Source organism: Avibacterium paragallinarum (genome assembly GCF_011765605.1).
In the GTDB taxonomy this organism is placed as follows: domain Bacteria; phylum Pseudomonadota; class Gammaproteobacteria; order Enterobacterales; family Pasteurellaceae; genus Avibacterium; species Avibacterium paragallinarum.
This window is the reverse complement of sequence record NZ_CP050316.1, coordinates 919,844-941,476: the sequence shown is the minus strand read 5'-3', so window position 1 is coordinate 941,476 and position 21,633 is coordinate 919,844. Positions and strand designations below refer to the sequence as shown.

Below are 21,633 nucleotides of genomic sequence, written 5' to 3'. Positions count from 1 at the left end.
ATTTTTAGTATTTTTTTATTTATTCTTTAGGCAAAATCTTTAAACTTAATATCGAAACGTTTCGTTTAGGATAACTATATTGACATTCTATGTAATTTTTAAAGGAGCAAACAATGCGTAAAAAAATTATTCTTGATTGTGACCCAGGTCATGACGATGCCATTGCGATGTTGTTAGCCTATGGTAATCCTGAAATTGAACTACTCGCAGTAACAACTGTCGTGGGAAACCAAACCCTAGAAAAAGTTTCGCATAATGCCTTAGCTATTGCCGAAATTGCTAAAATGGTTAATGTTCCTATTGCAAAAGGGGCAGATCGTCCACTAATTAGAGAAGTTGAAGTTGCAGCTTGCATTCATGGGGAGTCTGGATTAGATGGTCCTACACTTCCTACTTCAACAAAAAGTTTTCATGACTCTCATGCTGTTCATCTGATTATTGACTTAATCATGTCTCATCCACCTAAGACCATTACCTTAGTACCTACAGGCGGATTAACCAATATTGCACTAGCTGCCCGTCTAGAGCCGAGAATTATTGATCGAGTCAAAGAAGTCGTTTTAATGGGGGGAGGTTATCACACAGGAAATTGGAGTGCTGTAGCAGAATTTAATATTAAAATTGATCCTGAAGCAGCCCATATTGTATTTAGTGCTGGCTGGAATGTGACAATGGTTGGACTGGATCTTACACATCAAGCATTAGCAACACCTGATGTCATACAACGCATTGCTGAAATTGGAACAAAGCCTGCAAAATTCGTAGTAGAACTACTGGAATTTTTTGGCAAAATGTATAAGAAATCGCAAGGCTTTGATTACCCTCCCGTTCACGATCCTTGTGCTGTCGCCTATGTTATTAATCCTGAACTGATTGAAACAAGAAAAGTACCTGTTCATATTGAATTAACAGGTACACATACATTAGGAATGACCGTTGCCGATTTTCGATATCCTCCTAAACCTTGCAATACACAAGTTGCAACTCAACTTAATCGTGAAGGTTTTTGGGATTTAGTGATTAATGCAATCAACAATTTAGATAAGTAAATTTTTAGTTATTTATCATAATGCTTCTCAAGAATTCTTTCTTGCAGGAGCATTATTTTTTTATAGAAAGCACGCCGTAAAAAATAGAGAAAATTTCCACCGCACTTTGTTTTTTACGAAAAGGTAAATTTTAATAAGAATGAGGATCAGTTTAAAAAAATCTAGTCATTTACTCTTTTTTTGTCATTTCCCAAAAATCATACCATGCTTACGAACAATTTTTTATTTTCTTTGTCTTAGGCAAAACAACAAACATACTTTCAGTAATGAAAGAAAATAGAGATAGGTCCCTTTAAAAATTGAGATCTGTTCTTATTTTAAAATGACACTTAGTAACGAAATGGAGAAATGAAGTGAAAAGAAAACATTTTTTATTAACCAGTATCGCTCTTGGCTTAACTGTGCTTGGCACTTCGGTGAACGCAACAGCGACATTTCCCCCACCAAGTACGCTTTCTGGCACGCCAACTTTAGCACCAATGCTAGAGCAAGTTCTACCTAGCGTCGTATCTATTGCAGTGGAAGGAAAACAAAAATCACGCTTCCAAAATGATGATCTTCCTGAAGAATTCAAATTTTTCTTCGGACCAGATATTTTTAAGAACAACGCTCCACGTAATTTCAAAGGGCTTGGCTCTGGTGTGATTATCAATGCTGAAAAAGGTTATGTACTGACTAATAATCATGTTATTGACGAGGCTGACAAAATTACTGTCAAACTGCAGGATGGTCGTGAATTTAAAGCCAAATTAGTAGGTGCAGATGAACTTTCTGATATTGCCTTAATTCAGCTAGAAGATCCGAAAAATCTTACTGAAATTAAGATCGCTGATTCAGATAAACTACGAGTAGGTGATTACACCGTCGCTGTTGGGAATCCCTTTGGTTTAGGCCAAACTGTTACCTCTGGTATCGTTTCCGCATTAGGACGTTCTACAGGTTCAGAAAAAGGTAGCTATGAAAACTATATTCAAACTGATGCTGCGGTAAACCAAGGTAATTCAGGAGGGCCATTATTGAATCTTAATGGTGAATTGATTGGAATCAATACAGCAATTATTTCACCAAGTGGTGGTAATGCGGGGATCGCTTTTGCTATTCCAAGCAATATGGCAAATAGTTTAGCTAAGCAGATTCTCGAATTTGGTGAAGTCCGACGCGGATTATTGGGGATAAAGGGAACTGAGCTGAATGCTGATTTAGCCAAAGCCCTTAAGATCGATGCTCAACAGGGTGCATTTGTGAGTGAGGTTTTACCCGATTCCGCTGCAGAAAAAGCAGGATTACGAGCCGGAGATGTGATTACTGCCATTAACGGACAAAAACTTTCCAGTTTCTCTGAATTGCGAGCTAAAATTGCAACTACGGGAGCAGGTCAAAAAGTAAAATTAACTTATTTGCGTGATGGTAAGTCTAACACTACCTCTGTTATCTTACAGCAAGATGAGCAAGCTAATACCACTATCAACAATTTACTCCCTGCTTTAGAGGGTATTGAATTAAGTAACTATAATGTTAAAGGAAAAAAAGGGGTTGAAATTAGTAAAATCAAAGAAAAATCCTTGGCTCAGCGTTTAGGTTTAAAAGAGGGAGATGTGATCATTGGCGTGAACCGTACGCCAATTGAAAATTTAGAGCAACTGCGTAAAGCTCTGAAAGACGCAAGTTCAACTATCGCTTTAAATGTTTTAAGAGGAAAAAATAATTTCTATTTATTAATACAATAAGTTGTTATTGTCCAACATAGGCTTGATCATAAAAAATCAAGCCTTTATTATTTCTATGTAAATTGACTTTTTCTCTTTAGGTCTATATTTTATACGAGAATTTTCTTTAAAATAACAGGAGCTATATTATGCAATCTCGTCTAATTATGGAAAACACCCGACAAGACTCGGTTTTAGCCTCTAACAAAGTCTTACGCAATACTTATTTTTTGCTAGCTTTAACGCTTAGCTTTTCTGCTTTGGTTGCCTATATTGCAATGTATTTGGATGTCGCCCCATTGCATGTAGGCGTTTTATTAATTGGTTTCTATGGTTTACTATTTCTTAATAGTGCGTTAGAAAATAGTGCGTGGGGCATCCTATCTACCTTTGCGTTAACTGGTTTTATGGGGTATTCTTTAGGGCCAATTTTGAATATGTATGTTGGAGCAGGTCTAGGTGATTTGATCATCATTGCCTTTACTGGCACAGCTGCAGTGTTTTTTGCTTGTTCTTTCTATGTGTTGAGTACAAAAAAAGATATGTCTTTCCTTTCTGGTCTCATATTCACGTTATTTATTGTACTCCTAGTAGGAATGGTTGCTAGCTTCTTCTTAAAAACACCTGCATTACACATTGCATTGAGTTCGCTCTTTATTGTATTTTCCAGTATGGGAATTTTATACCAAACGAGTAGCATTATTCATGGTGGAGAAACGAATTATATTAGAGCAACTGTTAGTCTTTATGTTTCTATTTATAATATATTTGTAAGTCTATTAAACTTACTTGGTATTCTACGTAATGATTAGATAAATATCATAGGTTAAACGCCCTTTTAAGGGCGTTTGTATGTTATTTAGGGAGAAATAATGACACTTCAAATAAATGGGCAGCTGATCGAAACAGATAATGAAGGGTATCTACTAAATATTGAACAATGGAACTCTGACGTCGCCTTAGCCATTGCCAAACAAGAAAAAATTGAACTCTCTGAAGCACACTGGGAAATTATTTATTTTGTACGTAATTTCTATGAAGATTATCACACATCTCCCTCTATCCGAATGTTAGTGAAAGCGGTTTCCCAAAAATTTGGTGAAGATAAAGGAAATAGTAGATATCTACAACGCTTATTTCCTGAAGGACCAGCTAAACAAGCAACAAAGCTTGCGGGATTACCTAAACCTGCAAAATGTTTATGACATCATTTGATAATCATTTTTATTTACAAGTTAATTATTCCCTTTTATAATGAACACACGTATATTCAAGAGATAAAAGAGGACTTATGTCAAAACTATTATTCAATTTCATCATAGCCAGTTTCCTTCTATTTAGTCAGATTAGTTATGCAAAATTTAAAGTGATTACGACATTTACAATTATCCAAGATATCGCTCAAAATATTGCTGGAAATGCTGCTGAAGTGCAATCAATAACTAAACCCGGTGCAGAAATTCATGGTTACGAACCAACGCCTAAAGATATAGTGAAGGTTCAATCTGCTGATCTCGTATTATGGAATGGATTAAATTTAGAACGTTGGTTCGAACAGTTTTTCCAAAATGTTCAAGATAAGCCTGCTATTATTGTCACAGAAGGTATTCAACCTATTTTTCTTACAGAAAATGATAATAAAGAAATACCCAATCCTCATGCTTGGATGTCTCCATCTAATGCTTTAATTTATATTGAAAATATTAAAAATGCTTTAATTAAATATAATCCTGAAAATGCCGAAGTTTATCGTCAAAATGCTGAGAACTATACTAAGCAGATTCTCTCTTTAGATAAGCAATTACGTCCAAGATTGGAGGCAATTCCTCAAAACCAACGTTGGCTTGCTACTTCAGAAGGGGCATTTAGCTATTTGGCTCAGGATTATGGTTTTAAAGAGGTTTATTTATGGCCAATTAATGCCGAGCAACAAGGTACACCACAACAAGTCCGTAAAATGATAGATTTAATTCATAAAAATAACATTCCTGTTATCTTTAGTGAGAGTACAATTTCACCAAAACCAGCCCAACAAATTGCTAAAGAAACAAATATACATTATGGCGGGCAACTTTATGTTGATTCTTTGTCAGATAAGAATGGTCCTGTCCCAACTTATCTTGATTTACTTAATACAACCATTATCACTATAATTAAAGGATTCGGGAAAAATGACAAATAATCCCCCAACCATTTTGGTAGAAGATGTCAGCGTTCGTTATAATAATGGTCATACCGCAATTCATAATATTTCTTTCCAATTAAGTGGAGGCACTACCTGTGCCTTAGTTGGTATAAATGGTAGCGGGAAATCTACTTTATTTAAAAGTTTAATGGGATTAATTATCCCTCAATCAGGAAAAATTTCTCTATGCCATCAACCAATAAAAAAGGCTTTAAAACAAAATATCATTGCTTATGTTCCTCAGAGTGAAGAGGTAGATTGGCAGTTCCCTGTTTCTGTTTATGATGTTATTATGATGGGACGCTATGGCTATATGAATTTCCTAAGAATTCCTTCACAATTAGATAAGAAAGAAGTCTTACAAGCGATGGAGCGATTAAAAATATCTCACCTCGCCCAACGTCAAATAGGTGAATTATCGGGCGGTCAAAAAAAACGCGTTTTTCTTGCCCGAGCTCTAGCCCAAAAAAGTAAAATAATTTTATTAGATGAACCTTTCACCGGCGTCGATGTTCAAACAGAAAATGAAATTATGGTGCTATTGACTGAATTACGAAAATCTGGATATTTAATTTTAGTATCAACCCATAATTTAGGTTCAATACCTGATTATTGTGATCAAGTAATAATGATTAATCGTACGATTCTAGCACAAGGAAATACGAAAACGACTTTTACACAGAAAAATTTAGAATTGGTTTTTGGTGGCTCATTACGAAATATAAAACTACTTGGGCAAGATTTACATAATGATAACGATGATAGAGCGGTAACGGTATTAACTGATGATGAACTACCTGCTGTGTTTTATGGACAAACGAAAAATGATCCTCCACTCCCCACCATTAGAGAGCGTTCACTCAATATAGCTAATGGAAAAAAATAATGCTCAGTTTACTATTAGAACCATTTAATTATAACTATATGATGAAGGCTTTCCTGCTAAGTGCATTAATAGGTGGTCTTTGTGCTTTTTTATCAGCCTATTTAATGTTAAAAGGCTGGTCATTAATTGGCGATGCCCTTTCTCATTCGGTTGTACCAGGTGTTGCTATTGCTTACGCATTTTCTTTCCCTTATGCTATAGGTGCTTTTTTGTCTGGAATTTTGGCCGCACTTGCTATTTTATGGGTTAAAGCTTTATCAAATTTACGGCAAGATGCTGTTATTGGTTTTATATTTACAACATTTTTTGCATTAGGCTTATTTATTATTTCTTTAAACCCTACCTCAATTAATGTTAATGAGATTATTTTAGGTAATATATTGGGAATTTCAGATGAGGATCTTTTACAAATCATAATAATGATCATCTTTTGTTTTCTACTTCTTTTCCTATTTTGGAAAGACTTACTATTAGTCTTTTTTGATGAAATACAAGCGACTGCCGTTGGATTATCTCCTTTCTATTATAAGCTACTTTTTTTTACACTACTAAGTGCAAGTATTGTTGCAGCACTACAAACAGTAGGGGCAATTTTAGTCATTGCAATGGTAATCACACCAGGTGCTACCGCTTTTTTACTTACCGACAAATTTAAAACTCTCGTCATCATTGCCGTTATACTAGGAATACTAACAAACTTATTTGGTGTTTATTTTAGCTATTTCTTAGATTGTTCTACTGGAGGAATAATTATTTGTTTTCAAACAATACTTTTTCTCCTCAGCTTTCTATTTTCTCCTAAATATGGTCTTCTACGAAAAAAATATTCACCTTACAAGGAGATAAAAAATGATTAGTTTTATTAATTGGTTTATAGAACCCTTAAGCTATTCTTTTATGCAAAATGCCCTATTTATGGCTCTAATTATTGCGATTATTTGTGCAGTACTTTCTTGCTATTTAATATTAAAAGGCTGGTCATTAATAGGAGACGCTATTTCGCACTCTGTTCTACCAGGAATTGTGCTAGCCTATTTATTTAAAATTCCTCTTATTATTGGGGCGTTACTATCAGGATTATTTTGTGCATTCAGTATTGGATATTTAAAAGAAAACAGCCGAATTAAGGAAGATACCGCTATAGGAATTGTGTTCTCTGGAATGTTCTCATTTGGTTTGGTTCTATTTAGTAAAGTAGATACGGAGCAACATCTTTCTCACATATTATTTGGAAATTTATTGGGTGTGTCTCCTCAAGCATTAATACAAACGCTATTGATTTCCAGTATAATTTTTTTGATTATTATGCTCAGAAAAAAGGACTTCCTGCTTTATTGTTTTGATCCCAGTCATACCCGCATAGTAGGTCTTGCCCACAAAGTTCTACATTATAGTTTATTATGCTTATTGGCTTTAACAATTATTACGACTATGCAAATGGTCGGTATCATTTTGGTCACAGCAATGCTAATTGCTCCAGGTATTACTGCCTATATAGTTACTAAAAATTTTAATAAAATGCTATTGATAGCTATCTCTACAGCAAGTCTAACCAGCTTTTTAGGCATAATAATCAGCTATCATATAAATTCATCAACGGCTCCGACTATTGTATTATTACAGTCTCTGTGCTTTATACTAGCTTTAAGCTATAACAAATTGCTAAACTCTAGATAAATCCTAAAATAACCGAAGCTATGTTAAATTTCACTCACTTGAATTAACATCCACCAATGCTTGCTTGATTGGACGACAAAAAAAGTCGTAATCCACTAAAAAAGCATCATGCCCATAATCAGAAGATAATTCACTATAGTGCAGATCTACTCCCGCATTTTCCAACATTATTTTGCTCTTCCTTACATCAACGATCTTGAATAACTGATCATTAATCACACCAATCAAACTATAACGGGCTTTAATACGAGAAAGGGCCTGTCCTATATTTTCATAACCTAATGCTGGATCATATAAATCTAATGCTCTTAATAAATATAAATAACTATTTGCATCAAATCTCTCTAAAAACTTCTGCCCCTGATAACTTAAATAAGACTCAACTTGGAAATAATCTCCCCAAAAATTTCCCTCTGATTTTACCGCTCGCCCAAAAGCTTTCTCAAGCTGAATATCAGTACGATATGTTAGCATTCCGAGCATTCTTGCAACAGCCAAACCTTGCAAAGGCGGCTTTCCATCATAATAATTACCATTATTAAAATGAGGATCGGTAATAATAGCCTGACGCATAACGTGATTAAAGCCAATCGCTTCAGAACTAAGATATAAAGATGAGCAGAGATTAATTACATTATCAATAAAGTCTGGATAATCAATTGCCCACTGTGTAGCCTGCATTCCCCCAAAAGACCCTCCAATAACAGCATACAAATGAGGAATATCTAAATATTTTAAGAGTGCTCGTTGAACTCTAACAATATCTTGAACAACAATATGTGGGAACTGACTTCCATAAGGTTTTTGTGTTTCTATATTGATAGATGCGGGCCCTGTTGTTCCCCTGCAACCTCCCAATACATTGGAGCAAATAAAAAAATAGCGAGAGGTGTCTAAAGCAAGCCCATCTCCCATAAAATTTTCCCACCATCCTCTTTGATCAGGAGATTTAGCACAAGGCTCAGCATCTCCTGTCAAGGCGTGGCAAATTAAAATTGCATTTGTTTTATCTTTATTAAGCACACCATAGGTTTGATAAGCAACTTCAATTTGCTTAAGTTGCCCCCCTAAAATTAAATCTAAAGGAGAGTGAGTAAACAACGTTGCTTTCTGTACTGCCATTACCTATCCTATCTAAATCATATAAAAAAATACTTCAACAAATAAACTACTGTCCAACCGGCTTATTGTCAAGAAATTTTAGACATCTAAACATCTAGACGTATTTTAAAATAAATTTGCTTGAGTTTACTACTATTTTTTATTATCTTTAACCAAGATGATGAAAAAAAATATGAATATTATACTTGTTCCCTTTTTTAATATGCATTTTTCTCCTTATTGGATAAAAAAAATATTCAAGTACGGCTTACTCACACTTTTATTTTTAAGCTCTATATTAATTATCCTTGATCAAGGAATCGCACTTTACGTCCATAAACATATTTATACAGATATTACAAAACTACCTCATCGCCCCTATGGCTTACTTCTTGGAACCTCAAAATATCGCACTAAAAATACACCTAACTTATTTTATTCTTACCGTTTATTAGCTGCCGATACTCTTTTCAAACAAAAGAAAATAGATTACATATTATTAAGTGGAGATAATAGAACAATTGAATACAATGAGCCGCGTATGATGCTGAAAGATTTAAAAAAAATGGGCATTTCAGAAAAATTTATGTATATGGATTACGCTGGATTCCGTACTTTAGACTCAGTTATCAGAGCATCTCGGGTATTTAAAGCTAACTCATTAACAATCATCACCCAGCGTTTTCATTGTGAAAGGGCATTATTTATCGCAAGATATTATGATATTGATGCAATTTGTTTTGCCGCTGATTCCCCTAATCAGTATATTTTAGTTCGATTAAGAGAACTCTTTGCTCGCACTAGAGTAATATTAGATCTTCTTTTTGAAAAAAAACCGCACTTTCTTGGGGAAGCAGAACCCCTACCTCCCCCTATAAAAATCGACTAACAATGACGAAAAATTAAACGCCTCAAAATTTTACTCGAGGCATTTTCCAAATGTTCTTTATGATTGAGCTGTTTAAGCACTAATACTAATAATCGATCAGCAATTTGCTTATGATCTTGCACCGCACATAATACTTTGTTTTCTAAAAACTCAAGCATTTCGTGATTACCAAATGTTGCAATAACCAAAGAAGACGGAATATCTCTCTTATGCTTTAATGCCAAAAAAACACCTTGTAACAGCGTTAAAGAAGTAACAAATAATGCATCAGGCATCGAATTAGCAGCAAGCCACTTAGCAAAAGTCTGTGACGCTGATTCTCTATGAAACTGTGTTGTATAAAGATATTCTACCGCACTAAATTTACTTTCATTCAAAGCTTGACGGAATCCTGCTTCCCTATCCTGACTTGTTGGTAAATCTGGTAACGCCCCAAAAAATAAAATTTTACGATACTTTTTTAACTCCAATAAATTTTGTGTCAGGCTATAAGCATCTTTTTTATTATCTGAAAATACATTAATAATATTCTTACCGCTAATTTTCCTATCAAATCCAAAAACAGGAATATTACTCTCTTGATAGAACAAATTACTCTCAGGCAAAACACTTGAAACAATCAAAGCATCGATTTTACGCTGAAAAAGATGCCTCGCACATTCAATCTCGTTATCAGGGTTATCATTTGAACAAGCTATTAACAATTGATAACCCCTAGCACGAAAAAGCTGTTCTAAACGATGAGCAATTCTTGCATAGCTCATATTCTCAAAATCAGGAATAATCAAACCAATCGCATTACTCTTTCCAGCTCTCAACCCCGCCGCCATTATATTAGGTCTAAAATCATATTCCTTTATTAAAGATTCCACTTTTTCAATGGTTTTGTCACTTACTCTATATTGCTTCGCTTTTCCATTTATTACATAACTAACTGTCGTTCTTGATACACCTGCAAGTTTTGCCAATTCATCTAGTTTCACAATAACTCCTTTTAATGTGTGAAATTTTTAAAGGAATTATACCCTGAATTTTGTATTTATTTAGGTTGAAAGCACCAAAACTTGATCTGCTTCGCAAAATAATTTGCCTAAGATAAATAAAAAAAGCTGAGTTACCCCAACTTTTTCATAATTTAAATTATTTATTTAGATATTGACGGCGAGCAATCACCGCTTCAGATAAATTCTGCAACACCTTCTCAGAATCTTCCCAACCAATACAAGCATCCGTGATGCTTTGCCCATAAACCAAGTCTTGACCTTCTATGAGATCTTGACGACCTTCTACCAAATGGCTTTCAATCATAACACCAAAGATTTTCTGTGATCCCTGTGAAATTTGTTGGCATACATCTGCACACACATCTAACTGTTTTTTAAACTGCTTACTGCTATTTGCGTGGCTAAAATCTACCATCACGTGAGGAATGCGTCCTGTTTTTTCGATATTCCCGCAAATTTCTTCCACATCTTTTGCACTATAATTAGGTCCATTATCACCACCTCGTAAAATAATATGGCAATCGGCATTACCTTTTGTAGAAACAATCGCAGAATGACCAAATTTTGTTACAGAAAGAAAATAATGTGGAGCTTCTGCAGCACCAATCGCATCAAGGGCAATTTTCACACCGCCGTTTGTCGCATTCTTAAATCCTACGGCACAAGATAGCCCAGAAGCTAACTCTCGGTGAACTTGAGATTCCGTTGTTCTTGCCCCGATCGCCCCCCAGCTCATAAAATCTGCAACATATTGAGGCGTGATCATATCTAAAAACTCGCCCGCCGTAGGGACTTCTAAATCATTAATATCTAATAATAATTTACGTGCAATGCGTAAACCATCATTTAACGCATAGGTATTATTCAAATAAGGATCGTTAATCAACCCTTTCCACCCCACTGTCGTACGCGGTTTTTCAAAATAAACCCGCATAATAATTTGCAACGTATCACGATATTTTTCTCGCATTGCTTTAATTCGTTGAGCATATTCTAAAGCAGATTGAGGATCGTGAATTGAGCAAGGCCCAATCACAACCAATAAGCGATCATCTTTGCGATGAATAATATTATGCGTTTCTTTACGTGCCTGCTTAACGGTTTTCTCTGCAGTCTCCGTTGCTGGATATTTTTCGATCAAGGCGATTGGGGGGAGAACCTGCTCTACCTTACCAATTCGCGTATCATCATTTGCAATATAAATGTCATTTTTGCTTTTAGTCATACATCACTCTCTACATCTTGTTTGTATTTATCTTCTTCGCCTTGCATTGCGAATACATATTATGCGTGCAATGTAGCACGCATTTTTGTACTGGTAAACTAGTTTAAAAATATTTTTAACTTTTTATCAATGATTGCTTAAAACTTGTGCTGGCTGCAATCGCACTGCACGACTTGCAGGATACAAACTTGCCATCAAACTTAGCACTAAGGCAACAGCAAATACAATCATCATATCTTGCCAATGCAATTCACTTGGTAAAAAATCCACGAAATATACGCCATCAGAAAGCAATTTTCTGCCAATCAAAAACTCAATGCCTTTAATTAATTGAGTTAAATTCAATGCGGTAATACAGCCAAGCATTAAGCCTATCAAGCACCCTTTCATTCCAGCTAACAAGCCATACCAAATAAAAATCTGCTGGATAAAGCGATCATTTGCACCCAATGTTCGCATAATCGCAATATCCCCTTGCTTATCTTTCACTGCCATAATTAAGGTAGAAACAATATTAAAGCACGCGACCCCTATCACTAATACCATCGCTAAATACATCACCGTACGAATAAGTTGAATATCGCGATACATATAACCGAATTGACTAATCCAATTATGGGCTGATAAAAATTGTGGGTAATTCTGCAAGGTTGAGTATCCCATTTGTTGCACCTGAAAAGGATCTCGCACTTTTAATTCAACCCCCGTTGCTTCCTCTGTGGAATAATCCAAGAATTGCTGTGCCATCGCTAAGGGGATTAAGGCATAACTATGATCGAGCTGTCCATCAAGGCGTAAAATCCCCGTGATTTGCATACGCTCTCGTCTTGGTTGAATAAAATTATTTGTACCATCGGATTGTGAAATCAGCAACGTTACCCAATCCCCTTCTTTAACCTCAAGATCTTTGGCGATACCAGAACCTAGTATAAGCCCTCCTTCACGAGAAAAATTCTGCCAGCCATCGCCAAGCACGAATTGTCCTAAAGCACTCACTTGATCCTGCTGATTAGCGTCAACACCTTTAACCTGTACGACTTTCAATTTCGTTCCATTTTCTATCAATGCAGTAAAATTTACAAAAGGCGAGCTTGCTAGCACTTCGGGATCTTGTTTTAAAAGTGCGGTCAAATTTTGCCAATTTTTTATCGGTGTACTTTCACCTTGCCCTGAATACGCAGAAATCTCAATATGTGGAACAACCGCCAAAATGCGTTTATTCAGCTCACGTTCAAAACCGTTCATCGCACTTAATCCCACAATCAACACCATAACACCAAGGGCGATACCAAAGGTAGAAAACATTGAAATCAATGACACTAAGCGATTTTTTTGCTTACCTCGCTGATAACGCCAACTAATAAAAAAAGGTGCATTCATCTAGCTCTCTCCACGCAAAATGCCATCTTGCATCACCATTCGGCGGGAAAGTTTTTCCGCCAGTTGTAGATCGTGAGTTACCAATAAAAATGCGATTTTTTGCTCTTGGTTTAATTTTAGAATCAGTTCAAAAATACTTTCTGTTGTTTTACGGTCTAAATTTCCAGTGGGTTCGTCAGCCAACACCAAAGCGGGGTTATTCACCAATGCACGGGCAATGGCAACACGCTGACGCTCGCCGCCAGACAAGGCAGAAGGGCGGTGCTTAATGCGATGTGATAATCCAACTTCACCAAGCATTTTCTCCGCACGGTCTTGTGCTTCACTACGATTTTGTTTACCGATTAACATCGGCAGCATCACATTTTCTAATGCGGTAAAATCAGCCATTAAATGATGAAATTGATAAACAAAACCTAAGTGCTGATTGCGTAATTTGGCTAATTCATTCGCACTGGCTTTTTGTAAAGACTGCCCTTTTAGGAACACTTCACCGCTACTTGGCTGATCTAGCCCACCTAGGGTGTGCAATAATGTACTTTTTCCAGATCCCGAGCTGCCCACAATCGCAACTAACTCTCCCTCGGCCATTGAAAAACTCACCTCTTTCAACACTTGGGTTTGGTTTTCACCTTCTTGGTAAACTTTGCTTAAACCTTGGCAACTCAGTAAGATTTTATTATCAATCATTCTTTCTCATTTCTTCAATTTAGTTAAAAACGTGGCAAAAAAACACCGCACTTATCATTCATAACGCAATGCTTCAGCGGGTTCGATTTGTGCTGCTCGATAGGCGGGGTAAATGGTTGAGCCTAATGAAAATAACAATGATATGCCCACAATCATTATAAGCTGAGACAAGTTGAGTTCTGTTGGCAAAATGATATTTTCAGGATTAAACCACGCCATAATGCGATCTAAATTTAATGTTGTTAATACGCCAAGCATTGTACCGACTAACGTCCCACTTAGTCCCACTAATAGCCCTTGCCAGATAAACAGATTACGAACCTCAGATTTATTTAGCCCTTGAGTTTGTAAAATCGCAATTTCTCCTTGTTTATCCACCACCATTAAACTAAGCGAGGTGATAATATTAGAAATAGCGACCACAATAATCAGGCTAATCAGTAATCCCATCATATTTTTTTCCATTTTCACCGCTTGGAAAAACTCGCCTTTTTGGCTACGCCAATCACTAATTAGCCATTTATTGGATGGAAAATATTGCGGTAATTCAGTGATGTCAAAAGGATCTTTTAAAAATAAACGGTAGCCCTGCATTTGATCAGACGGAATTCGCATCAACCGCCCAATATCGGAAAGATTGGCAAACATCTCATTAGTATCATTCTGCCCAGCGGAAAAATAAATATCGCTAATCGTAAATAAACGCTGCACAGGTACGCGGCCGAAAGGGGTATATTGGCTGTTCTCTGTTATCATTAAACGAACTTTATCACCAATTTGTAAATGCAGTTTTTCTGCAAGTTGTGAGCCGACAATGAGCTTAAACTCTCCTTCGGGTAATACTTGCTCAAAGGATTGCGTTGCGAAATTCTGCAATAAAGGATCATCAGAAAAACGGGCAATCCCAATCACTTGCCCCGCACTGACGCCTTGTGGTGCTTGCAAAATCACATTCGTAGTATTAATGGGAACCACGTTTTGCACAAATGTAGGCATACTAGGAATAGGTTCTGAGTGAGATAGATGCCCCGCTAATGGCATAATAATGGCGTGCGGTATGCTAGAAAGTACTTGTTTTTTTTGCTGATTTTCAAGACCATTCATAACTGAAAGTACGATAATCAATGCCATAATACCTAGCACAATGCCCATCATCGCAAGATTGGTAACTAACCGTCCAAAACGATCAGCACTTTTGGCACGCCAATAACGAAAGGCGATAAATAAGGAAATTGGAACACTCATCATTAATAGTTAAGGGTTAGCAATAATCATATTCCCCAACCTCTACTATGTTGGGGAGAGGGAATAACGGAATACATTATTTACCCATTGCCACAAAATCTTCAATATTTTGCGTGACTTTTTTCACCAAAATTTCCACCGCACCATCAGAAGCCCAAGCGACATGTGGCGTGATAATTAAATTAGGTAAACGCGTTGCCGCTTGAATAAGTGGGTTATCTTTTTCTGGCGGCTCTTTTACTAAAACATCCAGTGCAGCGGCCGCAATCGTCCCGCTCTCTAAGGCTTCGAGCAGTGCTTGCTCGTCAATTAAAGGCCCACGACCAGTATTAATTAAATACGCCGTTGGCTTCATCAATTTCAACGTTTGAGCATTAATTAAGTTTGTCGTTTCTGGAGTTAAAGGGCAATGTAGCGTAATAATATCCGCTTCTTGCAATACTTGCTCAAAAGGTAAATACCCATCACGTATTGTTGATGCCCCTTTGCGTTCAGCATAAAGCACATTCATTCCGAGTGCTTCCGCTAAGCGTCCTATTTCTGCACCAAGATTTCCCTTTCCTACCACACCTAATGTGGAGCCTCTAATATCGGTGATCGGGTAATCAAAATAACAAAACTGCTTGCTCTCTGCCCATTTCGCACTAAGTTGATCTTTATACCAATTCATTAAACTATGCTTTAAGGCAAAAATTAACCCTAACACATGCTCAGGGACAGTCACTGATGAATAACCCGTCACATTTTTTACTTCAATACCAAGTTCTTTCGCCGCAATAAGATCTACATTATTTGTTCCTGTTGCCGTCAATGCAATTAATTTTAATTTGGGAAGTTGTTGCATTATTTCACGATTAAAGACCACTTTACTGGTAATGACAATATCTGCGTCTTTTGCTCGTTCAACAGTTTGCTCTGGCGACGTATATTCATATTCTACCCATTGATGCTCAAAATTCGGATGGGGAATAGGAATATGTTTTGGAATTGCCGTACTATCAAGAAAAACAATTTTCATATAAAAGCCCCGTATAAAATAAAATTTAAAATGCAGTAAAATTATACTGCACTTTATTGCTAAAGACTCTCATCAGCTAATTAGCTGTATCAATCTCATCAAAAGATTTAACAAGCTCATCAATTGCTTTCATTTGAGAAACAAATGCTTCTAATTTATTTAATGGTAAGGCAGATGGCCCATCACATTTTGCCTTCAATGGTTCAGGATGAGCTTCAATAAATAGTCCAGCCAATCCTACCGCTAAGCCCGCTCTTGCTAGTTCGGAAACTTGTTCACGGCGACCTCCAGAAGCAGCCCCCAACGGATCTCTACATTGTAATGAATGGGTAACATCAAAAATAACAGGACATCCTTTAGAAACTTTCTTCATTACATTGAATCCCAGCATATCGACAATTAAGTTGTCATAACCAAAACTTGTGCCACGATCACACAAAATAATTTGGTTATTTCCACACTCTTCTATTTTTTCTACGATATTTCCCATTTGACTCGGACTCAAAAATTGTGGTTTCTTTACATTAATGACCGCTCCAGTGCGTGCCATTGCTTCAACAAGATCAGTTTGCCGAGCTAGAAACGCGGGTAGTTGAATAATATCAACCACTTCAGCAACTGGCTGACATTGATAGCTCTCATGTACATCTGTAATAATTTTAACATTAAATGTTTCTTTCAATTCTTGAAAAATTTTAAGCCCCTCATCCATTCCAGGTCCTCGAAAAGAATGAATTGATGAACGATTTGCTTTATCAAAAGATGCCTTAAAAATATATGGAACATTCAATTTTTGCGTTACTTCAATATATTGTTCGCATACTTTCATCGCCATATCTCGACTTTCTAATACATTCATACCTCCAAAAAGCACAAATGGTTTATTATTAGCAATCTCAATATTCCCCAAGGTGATCAATTTATTTTTCATACTCATTTCTCTATTTTTAATGAATGGATTCTTTTTTTGCTTTTTCCTGTTCTTCAGCATCTTTTTCTATAAGAGGTAACTGTTCCTTCAACATTTTAGAGAACGAATCATTAGGTCTTTTTTCAATAAAAGTTTCAAGATCTTTAAGCGCCTCTTTAAAAAGTCCAAATTGTATTTTTAGAATTCCTCTATCACGAATCTCATCTAAAGAATCAGGGTAACGATGCAGAATATTTTCTACATAGGCTAATGCCTTTTCATTGAGGCTTTCTCTCATCAAAGCATTTTTGGCTAACTGTCCATAACGCATTTCTAATTCTTCTTCATCTTGTTTTCCTAATAAAGGAACAGAAATTTGAACCTTTTCTCCATAATAGACTTTATAAGTGTATTCAATATATTGATCGGAAACTTGACGACCAGTCCAAGGATCAAAAAATAAAGGTTTACTATTTACTTCAGCTTTTAGCATTATATTGACCGGAAAATCAACCGCATAGAGAGGAAGATCCAATTTTTCAGCAAGATAGAGCAAAATCCCCCCGATAGAAACAGCTACACCTCTACGAGTGGCTAAAATATCTGGTAAATAATAATTCGAATGCTCAAAAACATTGTTAAAATCAATTTGAAACCCCCAATCATTATAAACAAGATCAATAAGTTTTCTTATTTTGTTCTCATCATCTTTTTGTGAAGAAATTTCCTTTTTCGCTTGAGTCAAAAATTCCCCCATTACAGAATGGATACTCCCTAATTCTCTTTGTTGATCATTTCCTGTTACAATATAAAAATTGAGCATTTCATTATAAATTGCACTACGATTTGTATCCATTAACGATTTTCTCCTATTAATTGAGCCAATGTTACACGTTCATTATGACTATAATCTTTTATAGTAACAATATTACGCCAAAAATCTGTTTGAAAAAAAGACCGCACTTTATTTCCTTGCTGCCAGCCATGCTCTACCAATAACCAGCCATTTGCCTTTAAATATGCAGGTGCGTTAATAATAATATGTCGCAAATCAGCATATCCTTCATCGTTAGATACAAGAGCCGTCAAGGGTTCGAAACGCACATCTCCAATAGTTAGATGTAAATCTTCTTTATCAATATAAGGTGGATTACTAACGATTATATCGAAAGATTGCCCTTTCAAATGTTCAAACCAATTACTTTGATGAAAATACACATTTTCAATATTATTATACCTCGCATTATTTTCAGCTAACTTAACTGCATTATCAACCAAATCCACGCCTATAACCGAATATTTAATTAAATTTTGGAAGCCAGATCGCAATTCTTTTGCTAAAGCAAGTGCTATAGCACCTGTCCCCGTGCCTAAATCCAAAATTGTCAATGTACCATCAAAGTTTTTTGATGTTACGCATTTCTTAATGCAATCTAATGCATTTTCAATCAATATTTCCGTTTCACTACGTGGTATCAATGTATCTGGCGTTGTCATAAGATCAAGTGTCCAAAAAGGCTGACAACCTAAAATATAAGCCATTGGTTCGCCATTTGCTCTTCTTTCAAGTAAAGCGGTGAGTTTGATAAGTAAATGCTTAGGTAATGTAGTATCAGAAAATGCCAAAATAAAAGAACGAGAATGCCCTGTTACAAACTCTAGTAGCAGCATTGCATCTACTTTAGCATTCATAAACGGATCAGCCGTCTTGTTTTTATCTAATTTAGATACAGCCAAACTGATCCAATCAGCATAATTCATTATTAATACCCTAATATCGAATGTATAAAAGTCTTTATAAAAATAAAAGACTGAATTGCTTATAAGCAACATCAGTCCTTTACCACACAAAAATAAAGATTAGTTATTTGAATTATCCTGTTTTACTGAATTTTCAGTATCCTTATTTTTTACACCATCAACTTTCGCTGTTTTCATCTCCTCATCCCAACCAGCCGGCGGTGTAACCGGCTCACGATTCATCAATTGTTTGATCTGCTCTTCTTCAATGGTTTCATATTTCACTAACGCATCTTTCATTGCGTGTAAAATATCCATATTGTCAATTAATAGCTGTCTTGCACGCTCGTAGTTACGAGTAACAATCGCACGCACTTCTTCATCAATAAGATGTGCTGTTTCATCAGACATATGTTTCGCTTTCGCCATTGAGCGTCCTAAGAACACTTCACCTTCATCTTCAGAATAAAGAATTGGCCCTAATTTATCAGAGAAGCCCCACTGGGTAACCATATTACGCGCAATATTTGTTGCGACTTTAATATCATTTGATGCGCCGGTAGAAATATTTTCTTCACCGTAAATCAAATCTTCCGCTAAACGCCCTGCATAAAGGGTGGAAAGTTTACTTTCTAATTGTTTTTGGCTAATGCTTACTTGATCCCCTTCTGGTAAGAAGAAGGTTACCCCTAAAGCACGCCCGCGCGGAATAATGGTGACTTTATGTACTGGATCGTGTTCTGGCACTAAATAACCCACAATGGCGTGTCCTGCTTCGTGATAAGCGGTGGATTCTTTTTGCTTATCCGTCATAATCATTGTGCGGCGTTCAGGCCCCATATTGATTTTATCTTTCGCTTTTTCAAACTCAAGCATTGAAACCAATGGCTTGTTCATTCGTGCAGCAAATAATGCAGCCTCATTCACAAGGTTAGCCAAATCAGCACCTGAATAACCTGGTGTGCCACGCGCAAGGGTCATCGCATTCACATCTGGTGCCACCGGCACTTTACGCATATGCACTTTTAAGATTTGCTCACGCCCTAATACATCTGGCAAGCCCACTACCACTTGACGGTCAAAACGACCTGGACGCGTTAACGCAGGATCAAGCACATCTGGACGGTTGGTTGCAGCGATCACAATCACCCCTTCATTGCCCTCAAAACCGTCCATTTCCACTAACATTTGGTTAAGGGTTTGTTCACGCTCATCGTGTCCACCACCAAGGCCTGCACCACGTTGGCGACCCACTGCATCAATTTCATCAATAAAAATCAAGCAAGGCGCATTTTTCTTCGCTTGTTCAAACATATCACGCACGCGAGAAGCCCCCACGCCGACAAACATTTCTACGAAGTCAGAACCTGAAATAGTGAAAAATGGCACTTTTGCTTCACCTGCAATAGCTTTGGCTAATAGGGTTTTACCTGTTCCCGGTGGACCAACCATTAAAATCCCTTTTGGAATTTTACCGCCCAATTTTTGGAATTTGCTTGGATCACGCAAGAAATCAACGATTTCACCCACTTCTTCTTTGGCTTCATCACAGCCTGCTACATCAGCAAAGGTGGTTTTAATTTGCTCTTTGGTAAGCATTTTGGCACGGCTTTTACCAAAGCTCATCGCCTTGCCGCCACCGCCTTGCATTTGGCGCATAAAGAAGAACCATACGCCAACAAGCAATAACATTGGGAACCAAGAAATTAAAATTTGCGATAAAATACCACGTCTTTCTGGCAACGTTCCTTCTACTTTTACCTTTTTATTTAATAAATCATTCAATAATTTATCGTCATAAATTGGCATTACGGTTGAATATTTTGAACCATCAGATTTAGTAACTTGTAATTCGTTCTCTTCAAATCGCACTTGGCGTACTTGATCATTACCCACATCAGTAATAAAGGTGGTGTAATCGGTAAGATTACCATTCGAACTACCGCTAAAGCCCTGATATGCAGACATCATAACTACTGCAATCACAATCCATAGGACTAAGTTTTTGACCATATCTTTCAAGGTTTGACCTCGTTTTTCTAAGTTAATAATTTGTTACAAGATTACTACATTCATTCCAAAATGAGAAGTTATTGAATTTATAGTTAATATTTGTAACCCGTTGCCACAATATACACCTCACGAGAACGCCCACGAGATGCTTCAGGTTTACGCACTTTAACGACACTAAACAGAGAACGAATTTCTCTTAAATATTCATCAAAGCCCTCACCTTGGAAAACTTTCACAACGAAACTGCCTTTGTGCGCCAATACTTGTTTACACATATCCAAAGCCAGTTCCACTAAATACATTGCACGAGGAATGTCCACTGATGGCATACCACTAAAATTTGGCGCCATATCCGACATTACCACATCAACTTTTGCCTCGCCTACGCGTTCTAGCAAAGCATTCAATACATTTTCTTCACGGAAATCCCCTTGCAGGAAATCAACCCCCACAATAGGATCCATTTCTAAAATATCACAAGCTATCACACGCCCTTTGCCACCAATTTGGCTTACCACATATTGCGACCAGCCACCCGGTGCAGCTCCCAGATCCACCACAGTCATACCCGGTTTAAATAACCGATCCGTTTGCTGAATTTCATCAAGCTTAAAATATGCCCGCGAACGCAGCTTTTGTTTATGTGCTTTTTGCACAAACGGATCTTTAAAATGCTCATTCAACCAACGCGTTGAACTTGCTGAACGTTTTTTCTTTCCCATTATTTCTTAATTTTAGCTTATACCGTACACATTGATATAAGGTCAAAAACACTAAATTTCAAGTTATGAATAATTTTAACATAAAACAACCACAGACTCATATAACTCCCTACCTATGCAATAAAAAGAAGGAATATCTTGGCCCAAACTTTGTTGCGAACTAAGAAGCCTGCAGAATTTATAGACAATTATC

The 21,633-nt window shown here is 36.6% G+C and carries 21 protein-coding genes; 9 read left to right on the top strand and 12 right to left on the bottom strand.

From position 1 onward, the window contains the following. Positions 1-113 precede the first annotated feature (113 nt). From uriH to HBL79_RS04535, 8 genes are all read left to right on the top strand, one after another. Complete coding sequence (gene uriH, locus HBL79_RS04570) at positions 114-1,049, top strand: uridine-preferring nucleoside hydrolase UriH (protein ID WP_035684959.1); 936 nt, start codon at positions 114-116, stop codon at positions 1,047-1,049. Positions 1,050-1,402: 353 nt separating this feature from the next. Then, a complete protein-coding gene (locus tag HBL79_RS04565) occupies positions 1,403-2,776 on the top strand; it encodes a Do family serine endopeptidase (RefSeq protein WP_035684961.1) in 1,374 nt (457 codons plus the stop codon). Positions 2,777-2,904: 128 nt separating this feature from the next. Beyond that, entirely contained in the window at positions 2,905-3,567 is a 663-nt protein-coding gene (locus HBL79_RS04560) for a Bax inhibitor-1/YccA family protein (RefSeq protein ID WP_035684962.1), read from the top strand. A 60-nt stretch (positions 3,568-3,627) separates the two neighbouring features. Beyond that, positions 3,628-3,960 (top strand): TusE/DsrC/DsvC family sulfur relay protein, encoded by a 333-nt coding sequence (locus tag HBL79_RS04555; RefSeq protein WP_017807381.1) that lies wholly within the window; start codon positions 3,628-3,630, stop codon positions 3,958-3,960. Positions 3,961-4,046: 86 nt separating this feature from the next. Further along, a complete protein-coding gene (locus HBL79_RS04550; RefSeq protein WP_035684964.1) occupies positions 4,047-4,937 on the top strand; it encodes a metal ABC transporter substrate-binding protein in 891 nt (296 codons plus the stop codon). Continuing rightward, positions 4,927-5,826, top strand: coding sequence for an ATP-binding cassette domain-containing protein (locus tag HBL79_RS04545; protein ID WP_035684966.1), 900 nt, complete (start codon positions 4,927-4,929; stop codon positions 5,824-5,826). The genes HBL79_RS04550 and HBL79_RS04545 overlap by 11 nt, the downstream gene beginning before the upstream one ends. Further along, positions 5,826-6,683, top strand: coding sequence for a metal ABC transporter permease (locus HBL79_RS04540; RefSeq protein ID WP_035684968.1), 858 nt, complete (start codon positions 5,826-5,828; stop codon positions 6,681-6,683). Before HBL79_RS04545 ends, HBL79_RS04540 begins: the two co-directional genes overlap by 1 nt. After that, positions 6,676-7,503, top strand: coding sequence for a metal ABC transporter permease (locus HBL79_RS04535; protein ID WP_046097385.1), 828 nt, complete (start codon positions 6,676-6,678; stop codon positions 7,501-7,503). The genes HBL79_RS04540 and HBL79_RS04535 overlap by 8 nt, the downstream gene beginning before the upstream one ends. A 30-nt stretch (positions 7,504-7,533) precedes the next feature. Here the strand turns inward: HBL79_RS04535 and metX are convergent, their stop codons facing one another. Beyond that, positions 7,534-8,625: a homoserine O-acetyltransferase MetX gene (gene metX / locus HBL79_RS04530; protein ID WP_035684972.1), complete on the bottom strand. Its 1,092-nt coding sequence runs from the start codon at positions 8,623-8,625 to the stop codon at positions 7,534-7,536. A gap of 172 nt (positions 8,626-8,797) precedes the next feature. Between metX and HBL79_RS04525 the strand changes: the two genes are divergently transcribed. After that, positions 8,798-9,493 (top strand): SanA/YdcF family protein, encoded by a 696-nt coding sequence (locus HBL79_RS04525; protein ID WP_046097384.1) that lies wholly within the window; start codon positions 8,798-8,800, stop codon positions 9,491-9,493. Here the strand turns inward: HBL79_RS04525 and cra are convergent. From cra to rlmE, 11 genes are all read right to left on the bottom strand, one after another. Next, entirely contained in the window at positions 9,490-10,476 is a 987-nt protein-coding gene (gene cra, locus HBL79_RS04520; RefSeq protein WP_017807388.1) for a catabolite repressor/activator, read from the bottom strand. The two genes, HBL79_RS04525 and cra, sit on opposite strands and share 4 nt — an antisense overlap. A gap of 157 nt (positions 10,477-10,633) precedes the next feature. After that, on the bottom strand, positions 10,634-11,722 hold the full coding sequence (gene aroG, locus HBL79_RS04515; RefSeq protein WP_035684974.1) for a 3-deoxy-7-phosphoheptulonate synthase AroG: 1,089 nt from the start codon (positions 11,720-11,722) through the stop codon (positions 10,634-10,636). 126 nt (positions 11,723-11,848) lie between these two features. Continuing rightward, positions 11,849-13,102 (bottom strand): lipoprotein-releasing ABC transporter permease subunit LolE, encoded by a 1,254-nt coding sequence (lolE, locus tag HBL79_RS04510; RefSeq protein ID WP_035684976.1) that lies wholly within the window; start codon positions 13,100-13,102, stop codon positions 11,849-11,851. After that, on the bottom strand, positions 13,103-13,792 hold the full coding sequence (gene lolD / locus HBL79_RS04505) for a lipoprotein-releasing ABC transporter ATP-binding protein LolD (protein ID WP_035684978.1): 690 nt from the start codon (positions 13,790-13,792) through the stop codon (positions 13,103-13,105). A 54-nt stretch (positions 13,793-13,846) separates the two neighbouring features. Next, positions 13,847-15,037, bottom strand: a complete 1,191-nt coding sequence (locus tag HBL79_RS04500; RefSeq protein ID WP_035685264.1) for a lipoprotein-releasing ABC transporter permease subunit — start codon at positions 15,035-15,037, stop codon at positions 13,847-13,849. A 76-nt stretch (positions 15,038-15,113) separates the two neighbouring features. Beyond that, a complete protein-coding gene (locus tag HBL79_RS04495) occupies positions 15,114-16,055 on the bottom strand; it encodes a 2-hydroxyacid dehydrogenase (protein WP_035684980.1) in 942 nt (313 codons plus the stop codon). Positions 16,056-16,131: 76 nt separating this feature from the next. Continuing rightward, the gene (kdsA, locus tag HBL79_RS04490; RefSeq protein ID WP_017807394.1) at positions 16,132-16,986 is read right to left on the bottom strand and encodes a 3-deoxy-8-phosphooctulonate synthase; all 855 of its coding nucleotides are present in this window, start codon (positions 16,984-16,986) and stop codon (positions 16,132-16,134) included. 16 nt (positions 16,987-17,002) lie between these two features. Further along, the gene (locus tag HBL79_RS04485) at positions 17,003-17,821 is read right to left on the bottom strand and encodes a SirB1 family protein (protein WP_046097383.1); all 819 of its coding nucleotides are present in this window, start codon (positions 17,819-17,821) and stop codon (positions 17,003-17,005) included. Next, complete coding sequence (gene prmC, locus HBL79_RS04480) at positions 17,821-18,726, bottom strand: peptide chain release factor N(5)-glutamine methyltransferase (RefSeq protein ID WP_017807396.1); 906 nt, start codon at positions 18,724-18,726, stop codon at positions 17,821-17,823. Before prmC ends, HBL79_RS04485 begins: the two co-directional genes overlap by 1 nt. A gap of 99 nt (positions 18,727-18,825) precedes the next feature. After that, positions 18,826-20,718 carry an ATP-dependent zinc metalloprotease FtsH gene (ftsH, locus tag HBL79_RS04475; RefSeq protein ID WP_035685270.1) on the bottom strand — a complete coding sequence of 631 codons (1,893 nt, stop codon included), beginning with the start codon at positions 20,716-20,718 and terminating at the stop codon, positions 18,826-18,828. Between the two features lie 92 nt (positions 20,719-20,810). Further along, complete coding sequence (gene rlmE / locus HBL79_RS04470; RefSeq protein WP_035684982.1) at positions 20,811-21,440, bottom strand: 23S rRNA (uridine(2552)-2'-O)-methyltransferase RlmE; 630 nt, start codon at positions 21,438-21,440, stop codon at positions 20,811-20,813. Positions 21,441-21,633: the final 193 nt, after the last annotated feature.